This window comes from Enterococcus sp. 9E7_DIV0242, from assembly GCF_002140975.2.
Classification (GTDB): domain Bacteria; phylum Bacillota; class Bacilli; order Lactobacillales; family Enterococcaceae; genus Enterococcus_L; species Enterococcus_L clewellii.
The window spans coordinates 3,602,548-3,616,876 of record NZ_CP147247.1 but is presented as its reverse complement, the minus strand read 5'-3'; the positions used below and the strand labels follow the sequence as shown (position 1 = coordinate 3,616,876).

Genomic DNA, 14,329 nt, shown 5'->3' with positions numbered 1-14,329 from the left:
TATATTCTGTTGCATGACTATTATCACAGGAAGGATATGTAGCCCAATAAAAAAAGACATGCTGATTCGCATGCCTAAATTTACTACTTATTAACCACTTATTTTTATGATAATCAAATCATCAACTACCCTTACGTCATCTACTTGCATCGGCTGCTCCTGCACGTTCTGTTGTGCCTTTTTATAATCCTTTGCATTAATTTTCTGTACCTTATATCCTAAAGTGTTGAGGAATCCTCCGATTCGACCGCTTGAACCAATAGACGACCCATGATCCCATTCAAAAAAGCTTTTTCCCAGCACATCGCCTTGGTAATCTTCATCATCCACAGGAAAATGTTTTGCACCCAAAGCAACTAATTTATACGCCGATAGATCGGTTACTCCTTGATTTTTTAGTTTATCCGTTATTTGTTGAACATACGCTACCTCTTCTTGAAATTTGTTCTTTTCCTGTATGCCAAAATGATTGGTTTGCTTCATCTGTATACCCCCAAAGAATATCGCGAAACAAAAAACAGCTACTTTAACAGGCCATTTTGATATCCGATGAGATACAAAAAGATAGAGAAATGCTGTAAACAGCGGTAGAACAGGAGCCAATGTACGCACAGGTCCAATTTGACCGAGAACAAAGATATTGGCATTACTTACAAGCAATAATCCTAAGGCTGAAAACATTAGCCATAATCGATTTTTAGTTCTGGTAAGTAACAGAAAAATCGTTAGAATGATTCCTAAAGGTAATGCATACGTATAATACACATTATTAGGAGAAAGATAAATTTTTTCAAGTTCAGTCCCCATCCCTTCAAAGATCTTTCCAAGAGGTTTTTTACCCCAAATAATTCCTGATTCTACATAATCTATTTTAGGCGCATCATAAAGAGTAAGAAACAACTGAAATAGAAGATTATTCAAAATAAGACTGACAACAAAAACTACTACGTATGGCGAAATAAAAATCAAGTATTGTGTAAAACTAAGCTGCGCCATATTGATCAGCAAACACAGAATCACCATGATAGAAAAAGCGACAAATGCGACATAGTTCGAGGGATACACAGAGAAGCCCATAACACAAAAAAGCACACTGCCTATTAAATATGCGCCATTTTTTCTTTCAGTTGACAAATAAATCAAATGGACAGATAAAAAAATGAGCAAGTAAGAAAATGCAACTTCCACACTTTGTAAAACAAAGTTGAACTGCTCAAGTAAAATAGCTGAGGTACTGAACAATAACGGAATAACACTTAGCTCCGAAGCGGACAGCCCACCACAAACTTGAAAAAATATGTAGCCTAAATAAATCACTATTACACATAAAATAGTATATGTCACAACATTGGCAACCCTTATATTTAACTCATAGCCGGTAATAAATTGTTTCATCAGAAACAACCCATAACGACCAATAGATAACCATTGCATGAAGCCATTTTCTTTACCATTAGCTATAAAATCTTCCGTATCGATAGAATAATTTTCAAATACAATTTTAGGCCAATAGGTGAGTGCGATGATCAAGAAGCAAAACAATGCATAAAATTTCTTTTCTGTTAAAAACAATCCGAGACTTGTTCTTTCCTTTAAATTTTTTTTGTTCATACTTTCTCCTTTTTCCAACAACATAATGAATCAGAGACTACATACATTCTGAGCTAACGAAATCACACCTAAAAAGCACCCAACAAAACCAAGGCATTGATTTCATAAAAATAGCTTCCCTCCTTCTCTATTTTTCCTTTTTTTATTATACTTTCAGAAAATCAACTAGAGAATCCTGAAAAGATCAAAGGTATTTGCATTTTAATAAAAGTAAACTAGTTCTACGAAACTCTCTTTTCTGATGATGAAATCCATAATGACCATAAAGATATTCATCACTAGATTTCTTCAGGCATGTCCTATTATTGAAATAATAACTGTTCGGGAATCCGTTCTATTATCTCATAAGTATACTATTGACTTCTTACAAATTATAGTCATTACTCAAAAAAATAGTTATTTTCTTTGAAAATAAAGTCATGCTACGTCTATCTGATAAAAAAACAAAGAAAAAATAAGTATGCCTTTTATAACAAGTTTTTACTCTTGTAAAAAAGACAAAATATATACAATTAAAAAAGACGAATATCCCATTCTTTTCAAAAACTAAAAGGAACGTAAGGTCTTTACTTTTTTCTTAATGATTTTCAGTTAAAATATTCAACTAGGATTTTTTCAGATGAATATCATATCATTCCTTCCGAAAAAAATTTCCATTTTCAATTTTTTTCTCAATAAAAACCGTGAGATTTTTAATAGTCTCACGGTTCTGCACTTTTTCATAATATAATCTTGCTGAAAACAGGGTACTTTACTCTTCCACAAGCACTTTAAAAACTGTTTCGCTTTCAAAAACTTCTCCCGGTCTCAGAACCACATCACCCCATTCAGGATAATCTGTTACGCCAGGCGGTACTTGTGTTTCCATTGTGATTCCACCGTGATCAGCAAGCTTCTTCCCATGCAACTCCGGACCTCCAGCGCCAAAGTTAGCAGTGAAGACCACCACGGATGGTGCATCTGTGGTCATTTCAATCGTCACTCTCTTATCAGGAGAAATCAATGTCGCTTGAGGGGCTTCAGTCGTTAAAATAAACGGATGGTCCAAGCCATCGATACCACTTGATTCAGAAGCAACGCCTGCGAAAAGTTCTGACATTTTTTTGCCTTTGGTAAAGTCAAAGACTGTTCCTTCTACTTCAACAAGCTTTCCTGTCGGAATAACCTCTCCTGTCACTTCTACATAGCGATCGGCATTCATTTGTAGGATATGATCATCGATTGCTTGAGAGGGGTCACCTGTCAAATTGAAATAGACATGATTTGTTGGGTTATAAATCGTCGCTTTATCTGTTGTCGCAGAATAATGGATGACCCATTCATTCTCACTAGTTAAACTGTACTTGACTGTTACTGACAGATTGCCAGGGAAGCCTTGATCCGCATCTTTACTTTCTAAAGTAAAAATGACAGATACGCGGTCTTGTTTTACCTCTTCTGAGGCTTGCCAAGTATATTTATCAAAGCCGTAGCCGCCATGAAGATTATGCCCTGTTTCAGGATCGATCGTTACTTGGTATTCGTCACCATCGATTGAAAACTTTCCGTGTTTGATCCTTCCTGCGAACCGACCAACAGATGAACCGATGTATGGATCTTTTTCCAGATATTCCTCTGCTGAGTCAAAACCTAAAATCGTCTCACGCAGTTCCCCATCCACCATAACTTTTAAGGACACGACACGAGCACCTTGGTCTGACACAGCCAACTCTGTTCCTCTATCATTTTTCAGGATAAACAATTGGGCATTCTTACCGAATGATTTTTTGATGATTTCCATATTTTCCGTCCTCTCTCTTTTTACTAAGGTAATTATACAACAAAAAGAAATGAAAGGGCTTAACCAACCAATCGCCTTAGACAAGTTGCTGTATCAAATTTGGCACTTTGCACAGCCGCTCTTCCTTTCCCTTCTATATAAAAAATGACGGGGTATCCGTCTATCACCGAACATCCCCGCCATTGTTAAAGCTATTTGATTGTTACATATTCCAAATCAACCAACTTCGCCCATGTTTCGATCTGATCGGATGTCAGATTCAAGGACACAACAGTATGGTGACCACCACCTGTTTCGATCCACGATTTGATTCCCTCATGGAAATCTGGTTTCGGTTTCCACATCACACGTGCTACCGGTAATTTCGGTGCCGCTTCTGTTGGTTCAAACAGATCAACCTCATTGATCAACAGTTTGTAGTGTGTGCCAAAATCTGCCATAGAAACAACGACGCCCGCTCCTGCTTTTCCATCAAATACCAAGCGTGCCGGATCTTCGCGATCACCCATAGAAAGCGGTGAAACAACGATTTTCGGTTTATTATTTGCTAAGCTTGGATCGACCTCCATCATATGTGATTGAAGAATTGCTTCTTGTCCAGCAGCCATCTCATAGGTGTAATCTTCCATAAAGCCAGTATTTTCATTTCTAGCCATAACCTTCATCAAACGGTCGATTGCTGCTGTTTTCCAGTCACCCTCACCGGCAAAACCATAACCTTCTGCCATCAAACGTTGGACAGCCAATCCCGGCAGCTGCTGCATGCCGTACAGGTCTTCAAAGTTTGAGCTGAATGCATTATAGTTACCTGCTTCAAGGAAACGACGTATCCCGATTTCCTGACGAGCCTGAACCTTGACATGGGCTTCCCATTTATCCTGTGCATAATCACCATAGTCGAAGTCATATACTTCTTTGTATTCTTCGAACAGCGCATCGATTTCTTCCTCTTTGACCGCATCTACATATTGCACTAAATCACCGATACCGTAATAATCAACAACCCAGCCAAATTGAATCTGAGCTTCCACTTTGTCACCTTCAGTCACGGCCACATTTCGCATATTATCACCGAAACGAGCAACCTTGATATTGAAGCTTTCATTGAAGGCAACCGCTACATCCATCCATTCAGCAATTTGCTTTTGAACCTCTGAGCGTTTCCAATAACCAATCACTACTTTGTTTTGTTTTTTCAAACGGGCATTGATAAAACCGTACTCTCGATCTCCATGTGCCGCCTGATTCAAGTTCATAAAGTCCATATCGATCGTTTGCCACGGAATACTTTCATTGTATTGTGTCGCCAAATGAAGGAGCGGTTTTTGTAATAATTTTGTTCCTCGTATCCACATTTTCGCAGGTGAAAATGTATGCATCCAAGTGATCACACCCGCTACTTCATCCCGATAGTTGACCTCTTTCATGATTTTCGTGATGGTGTCCGGAGTCACAGCTAACTCCTGTAGTTTGATTGGGTAAGGTAAAGTGCCACTGTCGTTCAAAGATTTGACCATTTCCTCTGCGTGCGCTCGTACTTCCTGTAACGCTTCTTCTCCATATAAGTGTTGCGAACCTACTACAAACCAAAATTCTTTCTGATCGATTGTTAACATCTCTTTCTTCCTTTCTATTATGGGGTTCTTTTTTAAGTCAACGGTCGTCCTTATCTTCTGCCAACTGTTTTTGATTGTTGGTCTAAGCAATGATTTGTGCTGACTGTTTTTCCTGTTTTCGTTGTCTATTTTTGTCCGTAATAGGCATCCTTGCCATGCTTACGTAAATAGTGTTTATCTAAAATTCGCTGAGGCAGCTCTTCTGAAAAATGATTCAACTGACGAGCGAAAAGATTCATCTTGCAAACCTCATCTAAAACGACTGCATTCATCACTGCGCTGTCCGCTGTTTTTCCCCATGTAAATGGCCCATGCCCGTGTAGGAGAACACCCGGAACTTCCATTGGATCGATCCTGCGTTTTTCAAAGGTCTCAATAATGACATTTCCTGTTTCTTTCTCGTACCCGTTATCGATTTCTTCTTGCGTAAGAAAACGCGCACATGGAACGCTGCCGTAAAATGTATCTGCATGGGTCGTCCCCATCGCTGGCACATCCAATCCAGCCTGGGCCCAAATCGTCGCCCAAGTCGAATGAGTATGGACGATTCCACCAATTTCACTATACTTTTTATAAAGAACAGCATGGGTCGGTGTATCGGACGAAGGATTCATTGCTCCTTCAACCACGTTACCTTCTAAATCACAGACCACCATATCTGCCGGCTTCAACGTTTCATAATCAACCCCGGATGGCTTGATAACAAACAAGCCTTTTTCCCGATCGATTCCACTGACATTGCCCCACGTATATTTGATCAGTCCTTGTTTTGGCAGTTCCAGATTGGCGTAAAAAACTTCTTCCTTCAATGCTTCCAGCATTTGGTTCCCTCCTTGTTTCATTACTAACGAGACTTTATTGACCTAATTCAAAAATTCAATTGCTGCTTTTTCAATCGGCAGACCCGCTTCATATCGCTTCATGAAAAGATTGAAGCCTTCAACATCAGCTGGATCAGGCGCTACTTCAACGCCTTCATTTTGCCCAAATACTTGTTGATCTAAATAATCAGCTAAGCTCAAATCAGATGTAGCGTGCTGTAAATAATCGGCTAGTAAAGCAATCCCCCAAGCACCACCTTCGCCAGCCGTTTCCATCAAAGAAACAGGGGTATTCATCGCTGCCGCCAGAATTTTCTGTGCCACACCTTCTGTTTTGAAAATACCGCCATGTCCCAGTACCTTATCGATCGCTACCCGTTCTTCCTCAACAAGAATTTCCATTCCCATATGCAAAGCACCAAAGGCAGAGAATAAATGAACACGCATAAAATTAGCTAAATTGAAGTTGCTGTCAGGTGTCCGTACAAATAAGGGACGACCTTCCGGCATATGTGTGATATTCTCTCCTGAGAAATAGCCATAAGACAATAAGCCGCCACAATCCGGATCACCCGTCAACGCTTGTCGGAACAGTACTTCATATAGCTTTTCAGTACTGATTTCAAAACCACTTGCTTTTGCAAATTCTCGGAAAATATTGACCCACGCATTGATATCTGAAGAACAGTTATTTGCATGAACCATCGCTACAAGATCGCCAGCTGGCGTGGTTACCATATCTAACTCCGGATGAACCTTTTTCAGTTCTTTTTCTAAGACGATCATCGCAAAAACAGAAGTACCGGCAGAAACATTCCCTGTCCGTACGGCTACACTGTTCGTCGCCGCCATCCCAGTTCCGGCATCCCCTTCCGGCGGACACAGTGGAATCCCTGCTTCCAGACTACCTGATGGATCAAGTAGCTTAGCACCTTCTGCGGTCAATATCCCGGCAGCTTCTCCGGCAACCAACACCTCTGGTAAAATCTGTTTTAGTTGCCAAGGGTACTGATGCTCCGCCACTTTTTGATCAAAAATAGCAAGCATCTGTTCATCATAATTTCTTATTTTTGGATCAATCGGAAACATTCCGGAAGCATCACCAACGCCCAGTACTTTCTTACCCGTCAGCTGCCAATGGACATAGCCGGCTAATGTTGTAAAGAACGCAACATCCTTAACATGTGTTTCCTGATTTAAAATCGCTTGATACAAATGAGCAATACTCCAACGCTGTGGAATGTTGTAATGAAACAGCTCAGTCAGTTCTTTTTCAGCATCAGCGGTAATTGAATTTCGCCACGTGCGAAAAGGAACCAGTAATTCGCCAGACTGATCAAATGCCATATAGCCATGCATCATTGCACTAAACCCGATCGCGCCGATTTTCGTTAATTCCGTATCAAACTTTTCTCGAACATCTACCTTCAACGCCTGATAACTAGTTTGTAATCCGTTCCAGATTTCCTCTAAGCTGTATGTCCAAATACCATCGATCAATTGATTTTCCCACTCATGACTCCCCGAAGCGATAGGCTGCTGCTTTTCATCGATCAGCACTGCCTTGATTCGCGTTGAGCCAAGCTCGATTCCCAGTGATGTTTTTCCCTGAATAACCGACTCTTTTGCTGTTTTCGTATCCATATCGATCCTCCTGTATACGTTTTCAATTGTTCCTAAAAAAAATTCTCCTTGAAAGAATGTTTCCTTCAAGAAGAATTATAGCATTTTTGTACGTACATGTAAATTGATTTAAAAAACATTTGTACGTACTTTTAAAAATAACTACCAATTGCCGATTGGACACCTTTTTGAAGGTAGCGATGCTCTGAACTTATAATAGCAGCCGCAGCCTGTGCAGGTATCGTTGACACGCATAGAACAGCTCTCACAACAATTCATTCGCTGCTGCCTTATCTCCGCTGATACAATCATAGGCTCTAACGCAAGCTGTTCCATGATCAATTGCTCAACGTCCACTGCTTGTGCTGCCTGCTGCTGCTCACAACGAACGCAGCCCATTTAATCTGCCAGCTCCAGCTGAATCGTCAAAACAGCTTTAGCCGGAATCATTACAGTTAGCACACGTCCATCCACTTTATAATCGGAAAACGGAATAATCACAATGTCCTCCGGATGCTCAAAATCATTGTGGCTATCCATCTTTTCTCCACATATGTAGCGACTCGACTGGACTCCTTTTACCAATGATTCTAGCTGAAAGTCGATGCGCTGGTTGCCTTCAAGTGCATAATTGCAGATAGAGAGGTTCAACTGATTGCCCTTTTTGGAAATCGTATAGGAGAGGTTCTTACTCCCTTGACCATAACTATCTACATACTGAGCATCCTGATGAACCTGATACAAATCGAATACGTGGTAAGTCGGTGTTTTTACCATTGCAGCGCCTTCTGTCAAAAGCATTGCTTGGAGTACATTTACCGTTTGGGCAATATTCGCCATCTGTACCCGCTCTGCATGCGCATGGAAAATATTCAAGGTAATAGCTGCTACCATAGCATCACGAATTGTATTTTGCTGATAAAGAAATCCTGGATTTGTTCCCGGCTCGACCGCCAACCAAGAACCCCACTCATCAATAATCAGTCCTATTCGTTTTTCCGGATCATATTTATCCATGATCGTAGTATGCTTCGTGATCAGTTCATTCATTTTCTCCGCACTTTCAATCAGCGACCACCAATGCTCTTCGACAAAATTCAAGGCCGGACCTTTTTCCTCCCAAGCACCAGTCAAGGCATAGTGATGTAAGCTGATCCCATCCATAAATGGTGCGGCACTCTTCATGACCTCTTCCATCCATTCATAATCGTCCACATTCGGGCCACAAGCGATCTTATAAATTTTTTCTTTGTCATACTGACGTACATAGGTCTGGTATTGACGATATAAATCCGCATAATAGTGCGGCCGCATATTGCCGCCGCAGCCCCACGATTCATTGCCGACACCGAAAAACTTGACCGCCCAAGGCTCCTCTCTGCCATTTTCACGGCGGAGACTTGACATAGGTGATTCACCGGCCATCGTCATATACTCGACCCATTCTTGCATCTCCTGAACCGTTCCACTGCCGACATTACCATTGATATATGCGTCGCAGCCTAATTGATCGATCAGCTCAAAAAATTCATGTGTTCCGAAGTGATTGGTCTCTGTCACACCGCCCCAATGGGTATTGACGATTTTCTTGCGTTCCTCAATCGCGCCAATCCCATCTTTCCAATGGTATTCGTCCGCAAAGCAGCCACCTGGCCACCTTAATACAGGGATCTGAATGGCCTTCAACGCTTCCACCACATCTGTTCGCATGCCATTTTTATTCGGAATACTCGAATCCTTCCCAACATAAAGCCCATCATAGATACAGCGTCCCAAATGCTCAGCAAAATGCCCGTAAATATACCTGCTGATCATCGGTCCTGTTTTTTGATCCACTATGTTTATCATCTGTTCACCCGCTTAGATCGTTTTTGTATAGCCTATAGGTTCACCAAACACCGGAAAGCCGTTTTCATCCCAAGAAAAAACTTGCGCATTGGCATGTCTATTCGGGTTATCCAGCGGATCGCCCGCTTTGTTCTTTTCCGGACGAGCATGGTAAATCAATACATCCTCTTCTCCGTTCTCACTCTTAGTAAACGAATTATGCCCCGGTCCAAACTGACCGTTTTTCTCCGATGTCACAAAAACAGGTTCGGACAACTTATGCCAAGAATACCCGTCCAGCAAATCTGCCTCTTCATCCGCCCATAATAGCCCCATCGCATAATTTTCATCGGTTGCACTTCCTGAATAGGTGATAAACACCTTACCATTTCTGATAAGTACTGCTGCACCCTCATTCACAGAAAAACCGATTTTTTCCCAGGCATATTCCGGTATCGACAAAAGCACTTGCTCGCCCTTCAAGGTCCAAGGGTTCTCCATTTCAGAAATATAGAGATTCGAATTTCCCGGAATACGCGGGTCCTGTTGCGCCCAGACGTAATAGAGCTTCCCTTTGTGCTGAAAGGCGGTGCCGTCCAAGCTGAAGCTGTCAAATTTTGTTACCAGCTGTCCTTTTTCGATCCACTCCGTATTCATTGGATCGACGTTTTTATTCTCGATCACAAACATCCGATGGTGGTGGTGCCGATCCCGCAGCTGTGCATCATCACTAGCTGCAAAATAGATATACCACCGATTATTGATATAATGGATTTCCGGTGCCCAGATCAGCTCGCTCATTAAGCCTGTCTCCGGCGCATGCCAGACAAGCACTCGTTCTCCTTCTTCAAGCTCGTTGATACTTTTTGCTCTTCGCAGCTCAATTGCCTGATAGCCAGGCAGCGAACCGGTAAAATAGTAAAAGCCATCTGTATGCTTATAGATCCACGGGTCTGCCCGCTCGATAACAATTGGATTTTTATATGTCGTCTTTTCTGTCATAAGCCTTCCTCAACCCTTTTTTATTTTGATTACATTCCATGAATACTTTTCAACGGAAACAACCAGTCGTTGCTTTTCTAAAAACGTGATATTCTTGGTTTCAGGAACGATTTTGTCTGGTGTTTCCCGCAAATTTTTATCTGAAAGCTGATCGCTTTTCAGTACAATATGCTCGCCATGTTCTACTAAGTCAAAGTCATGATCCAAGCTGACTGTCTGGGCTTGATCTCGTCTATTTACAAGAAACACGACCAACTCATCCTCGTTTTCAACGATCACACTATCCACAAATGGAACGTTTTTTATTTTTTCACAATCATAGGTTGGACCTTCAAAGGTTTGTCTCAGAACCTTTCCTTTCGCATAATTCGAAAGGTGAGCCATGATATGGTAGGTCGGGTTACACCAAGCTTTGCCCTCAGCATCCGTTAAAATCAACGGAATCGTATTGACCAGCAAGGACTGACAGGCAATTTTCACTCGATCCGCATGTCGTAAAATCGACAAACCCAATGAGCCGAACAAAAGCGCATCCTCCATTGTAAAGTAGCACCAGTCGATTGGACTTCCTACCTGAAAATCTTCATGCATTTTTTCCGGTTGAGAATGAACATTCCATTCATCAAAAGCCAGATACATGGTTTTCTCACTTCGTAGAGACCCCTTTACATAATCACAGGCGGCAACGACCTCTTCGATCTGACGATCAAAACGATACGATTTCGCTAAGTAAATCGGCGTATCATCCCGCTCATTTTTCGGCGGCTTCGTCAAATCATCTTCGTCGTACTTATCGATATAATTATGCAACGCCAGATAATCCACCGTTTCATAGGCTTGTTCCAGCGCGATTCGATCCCACTCTGGATAACTCGCAAGTCGTGGTGTTGAGCTGCCGACTAAGATCGTTTCAATTGAATCGTCTACCAACTTCATGACCTTCGATGCCTCATTTGCCAATCGTCCATATTCATAGGCACTTTTTGCACCTATTTGCCAAGGGCCATCCAATTCATTCCCCAGACACCAGAGCTTGATGCCAAATGGTTCTTCCTTGCCATTTTCCCTGCGCAAATCGCTCCAATAAGAATCCTTCGGAAAATTGCAATACTCAACGATGTTCCGTGCATCGTCGATCCCTTTCGTTCCAAGGTTAACAGTAAAGATCGGCTCTGCTTGTGTATGCTGCAGCCACTCAAAAAATTCGTGGATGCCAAAGGTGTTCGGTTCGATACCGCGCCAGGCCAAATCGATTTTTTTAGGGCGATTTTCTACCGGACCAATCGTATCAAGCCAATCATAGCCAGAAGTAAAATTCCCACCGGGGTAGCGAATCACGCCCAAATTCAACTCTTTAATCAACTTAAGAACATCTAAGCGAAAGCCATTTTCATCTGCTTCGGGATGTCCCGGCTCATAGATTCCTGTATAGACAACACTACCCATATGCTCAACAAACGAGCCAAAAAGTCTGGGGCTGATGTCGCCAACCAAAAAATCTTGCCGTATTTTTATTCTTGATTCATTCATTCGATCACCCTGCGCTTTCTAGATAGTATAAGCTGGAGCAGTTTCCACACAGCCCCGGCAAAGAGGAAAATAAATGGCGGAAACAAAAAGACCAATAGTGTAAAAAGAACAATCAGGATCGTGCCCAGCAAATTTCCTGCAAATGCAACCACTACATCTAGCGAGCTTTGTTCAAATAGTCGAAAAGCGGATTGCTTTTCTGACTGACTGCAATTATCGATCCACGAAAGTAAAAACATCAAATAGATAATAGAAACAACATAGCCGCTGATCAGCAACAACTGGCTGTTTTCCTGCAACAATAGATTCGCGGCAGCAAGAATAGCCACGGTCAGAGCACTCAGCAACATGTTAACAACCAGATGCTTTTTGATCCCAGTGAAAAAGTGATAAAAAATACTTCCGGTCGTTCCGCCCTGCCACTGCTTCATCACATACAGAACAGCTGTTGATGCCGGCACAAGGGTCACGATCGGTAAAGAAGCAATCACCCAAAGCAGACCAAGTAACAGATAATCTGAAAGTACGATCAGCTGTGCATAGATTTTCGTTTCAACCAATTTCATTGCGCTCACCCTATTCCTTCATGCCTGACATTGCGGTTCCTTGAACAAAGTATTTCTGTGCAAAAATGTAGATGATCAACAATGGCAGCATAGAAATCACCGTTCCTGCCATAACCGGTCCATAAAACGAAATGTTCTGCCCTGAGAACAGCGCTAATCCGGCTGGCAGCGTCCGCATTTTAGAACTACTTGTTAGAATCAGCGGATACAGTAAGTCATTCCAGCTATTCATCAATGTGAAGATCGCCAATGAAAGTAATGTCGGCTTGCTCAAAGGCAGCATGATCTTCCAGAAGATACCAAATTCATTCAAGCCATCGATTCGTGCCGCTTCTTCCAAAGAAGCCGGTAATGTAATAAAGAAAGAACGCATCATGAAAATCCCAAAAGCTGTCGTCATTCTTGGAATGATCAATCCGGCATACGTATCCAGCATTCCCAATAAATTGACCTCGATGAATAACGGGATCATGAAGACCTGAAACGGAATCATCATGGTTAGCAGAACAAAATAGAACAACGCAGATTTTCCTTTGAAGTGCATCCGAGCAAAGGCATAGCCTGCCAGTGAGTCAAAGAAAATCGAGGTGATCACTGTACCGCCAGCAAAGATCACTGTATTTTTGATATAGTCCAGCAACGGGATCGTTGACCAGACCTTAATATAGTTATCCAATGTATAGTTATCTGCAAAAATTTTCGGTGGAAAAGATATGATATCCTTCTCATATTTGAAGGAGGAGATGATCAGCCAAAGAAAAGGAAAGGCAATAATCAACAGGACCAAAATCATGCCAATCGTACTCAGAACTTTTTTCACACTGACTTTTTTTCGTTTTTTCTCTACCGTTACAAGTGTACTTTCCGTTACCATTCGTTTTCCCTCCTACTTCATTTGTTTTTCTTTACGCGACATATACAGATTGGTAGAAATTGCTATCGCCGCAATGATCACGAATAAAATGGACGACAGCGCTGAAGCATAGCCAAGTTCATACGGCGCCGTAAACCCACGACTGTAGATATACTGTACAGCCGTCTCTGTCTTGAACTGCGGACCTCCGGCAGTTGCTACATACACTTGGTCAAATACCTGCATTGAACCAATCAAATTCGTCAATATACAAAAACCCAGTGAAGGGACGATTTGCGGCAACGTGATATTGAAAAACTGTTGACGATTCGTGGCACCATCCATCTCAGCAGACTCATAAAGTGACGGTGAAATCCCTTGAATCGCTGTCAACAGGATCGTCATCGTTACCCCAAAGTTTTTCCACACAGTCATGATTGCCACAGTTGGCATTGCCAAGGTAGGATCTCTGAAAAACTGAGGGATCGGCAAACCTACTTGAGAAAACAGGTAAGGAATAGCGCCGACATTCGGGTCCAGCAGCATGGAGAATATAATGGCTATAGAGGTCAAGGAACAGATGACCGGTATATAGAAAGTAGATCGGCAAAATCTGTTGAATCTGGTATTTTTTGACAGAATCACAGCCGCAAATAGGCCGACAATAATCTGCAAAGGTGTTTCCAGTATCGTGAAATATAGGGTATGTATCAGTGAATTGATTGCTCGTTCGTCGCTGAAGATGCGCATAAAATTATCGAGACCAACGATATTTCGATTTGTAAAGAAAATATTCAAATCAGTAAAGCTGATGGCAAAGGTTCCTAACAATGGAACAACCGTAAACATTAAAAGAATCAAAAAGGATGGTGCTAAAAACAGATAGGCTGCTCGACTGGGTCTGTTCCAATATCTGGCTAATGATTTCAACGTGTACACCTCTCTTTAAAAGATTATGAATAAAACAGAGACAGGAGTCTTTCGCTTGGAATAATCCTTTCATGCAGGACAGTTCTCTGTCCTCCGATCCTCGAAGTACTCTGGGTCCTGCACAAACACTCACCTATTATTCAAAACTGTCCAAGTACTCCTGTCTCGCT

Annotated in this window: 12 protein-coding genes; all 12 read right to left on the bottom strand. The window is 41.8% G+C overall.

Annotated features, from left to right (window positions below; translation table 11 throughout):
- Positions 1–90: 90 nt before the first annotated feature.
- A complete protein-coding gene (locus A5888_RS17005; RefSeq protein WP_170924918.1) occupies positions 91–1,611 on the bottom strand; it encodes a glucosyltransferase domain-containing protein in 1,521 nt (506 codons plus the stop codon).
- 751 nt (positions 1,612–2,362) lie between these two features.
- Positions 2,363–3,391 (bottom strand): aldose epimerase family protein, encoded by a 1,029-nt coding sequence (locus A5888_RS17000; protein ID WP_086350691.1) that lies wholly within the window; start codon positions 3,389–3,391, stop codon positions 2,363–2,365.
- 191 nt (positions 3,392–3,582) lie between these two features.
- Positions 3,583–5,007: an L-arabinose isomerase gene (gene araA / locus A5888_RS16995; RefSeq protein ID WP_086350690.1), complete on the bottom strand. Its 1,425-nt coding sequence runs from the start codon at positions 5,005–5,007 to the stop codon at positions 3,583–3,585.
- Between the two features lie 125 nt (positions 5,008–5,132).
- A complete protein-coding gene (locus tag A5888_RS16990; RefSeq protein WP_086350689.1) occupies positions 5,133–5,828 on the bottom strand; it encodes an L-ribulose-5-phosphate 4-epimerase in 696 nt (231 codons plus the stop codon).
- Between the two features lie 42 nt (positions 5,829–5,870).
- Entirely contained in the window at positions 5,871–7,472 is a 1,602-nt protein-coding gene (locus A5888_RS16985; RefSeq protein ID WP_086350688.1) for a xylulokinase, read from the bottom strand.
- Positions 7,473–7,613: 141 nt separating this feature from the next.
- Positions 7,614–7,850: a DUF6171 family protein gene (locus A5888_RS16980; protein ID WP_086350687.1), complete on the bottom strand. Its 237-nt coding sequence runs from the start codon at positions 7,848–7,850 to the stop codon at positions 7,614–7,616.
- The gene (locus tag A5888_RS16975; RefSeq protein WP_086350686.1) at positions 7,851–9,299 is read right to left on the bottom strand and encodes an alpha-N-arabinofuranosidase; all 1,449 of its coding nucleotides are present in this window, start codon (positions 9,297–9,299) and stop codon (positions 7,851–7,853) included.
- Between the two features lie 12 nt (positions 9,300–9,311).
- A complete protein-coding gene (locus tag A5888_RS16970; protein WP_086350685.1) occupies positions 9,312–10,280 on the bottom strand; it encodes a family 43 glycosylhydrolase in 969 nt (322 codons plus the stop codon).
- Between the two features lie 9 nt (positions 10,281–10,289).
- On the bottom strand, positions 10,290–11,810 hold the full coding sequence (locus tag A5888_RS16965; RefSeq protein ID WP_086350684.1) for an alpha-N-arabinofuranosidase: 1,521 nt from the start codon (positions 11,808–11,810) through the stop codon (positions 10,290–10,292).
- The gene (locus A5888_RS16960) at positions 11,807–12,376 is read right to left on the bottom strand and encodes a DUF624 domain-containing protein (protein WP_086350792.1); all 570 of its coding nucleotides are present in this window, start codon (positions 12,374–12,376) and stop codon (positions 11,807–11,809) included. Before A5888_RS16960 ends, A5888_RS16965 begins: the two co-directional genes overlap by 4 nt.
- Positions 12,377–12,386: 10 nt before the next feature.
- A complete protein-coding gene (locus A5888_RS16955; RefSeq protein WP_139843907.1) occupies positions 12,387–13,250 on the bottom strand; it encodes a carbohydrate ABC transporter permease in 864 nt (287 codons plus the stop codon).
- Positions 13,251–13,262: 12 nt separating this feature from the next.
- Positions 13,263–14,159, bottom strand: coding sequence for a carbohydrate ABC transporter permease (locus A5888_RS16950; protein WP_086350683.1), 897 nt, complete (start codon positions 14,157–14,159; stop codon positions 13,263–13,265).
- Positions 14,160–14,329 lie beyond the last annotated feature (170 nt).

What these genes read in the sequence shown, in the direction of transcription:
- A5888_RS17005 (WP_170924918.1), bottom strand. Translation starts at nt 1,611, where the DNA reads ATGAACAAAAAAAATTTAAAGGAAAGAACAAGTCTCGGATTGTTTTTA.
- A5888_RS16970 (WP_086350685.1), bottom strand. Translation starts at nt 10,280, where the DNA reads ATGACAGAAAAGACGACATATAAAAATCCAATTGTTATCGAGCGGGCA.
- A5888_RS16985 (WP_086350688.1), bottom strand. Translation starts at nt 7,472, where the DNA reads ATGGATACGAAAACAGCAAAAGAGTCGGTTATTCAGGGAAAAACATCA.
- A5888_RS16990 (WP_086350689.1), bottom strand. Translation starts at nt 5,828, where the DNA reads ATGCTGGAAGCATTGAAGGAAGAAGTTTTTTACGCCAATCTGGAACTG.
- A5888_RS16965 (WP_086350684.1), bottom strand. Translation starts at nt 11,810, where the DNA reads ATGAATGAATCAAGAATAAAAATACGGCAAGATTTTTTGGTTGGCGAC.
- A5888_RS17000 (WP_086350691.1), bottom strand. Translation starts at nt 3,391, where the DNA reads ATGGAAATCATCAAAAAATCATTCGGTAAGAATGCCCAATTGTTTATC.
- A5888_RS16960 (WP_086350792.1), bottom strand. Translation starts at nt 12,376, where the DNA reads ATGAAATTGGTTGAAACGAAAATCTATGCACAGCTGATCGTACTTTCA.
- A5888_RS16975 (WP_086350686.1), bottom strand. Translation starts at nt 9,299, where the DNA reads ATGATAAACATAGTGGATCAAAAAACAGGACCGATGATCAGCAGGTAT.
- araA (WP_086350690.1), bottom strand. Translation starts at nt 5,007, where the DNA reads ATGTTAACAATCGATCAGAAAGAATTTTGGTTTGTAGTAGGTTCGCAA.
- A5888_RS16955 (WP_139843907.1), bottom strand. Translation starts at nt 13,250, where the DNA reads ATGGTAACGGAAAGTACACTTGTAACGGTAGAGAAAAAACGAAAAAAA.
- A5888_RS16980 (WP_086350687.1), bottom strand. Translation starts at nt 7,850, where the DNA reads ATGGGCTGCGTTCGTTGTGAGCAGCAGCAGGCAGCACAAGCAGTGGAC.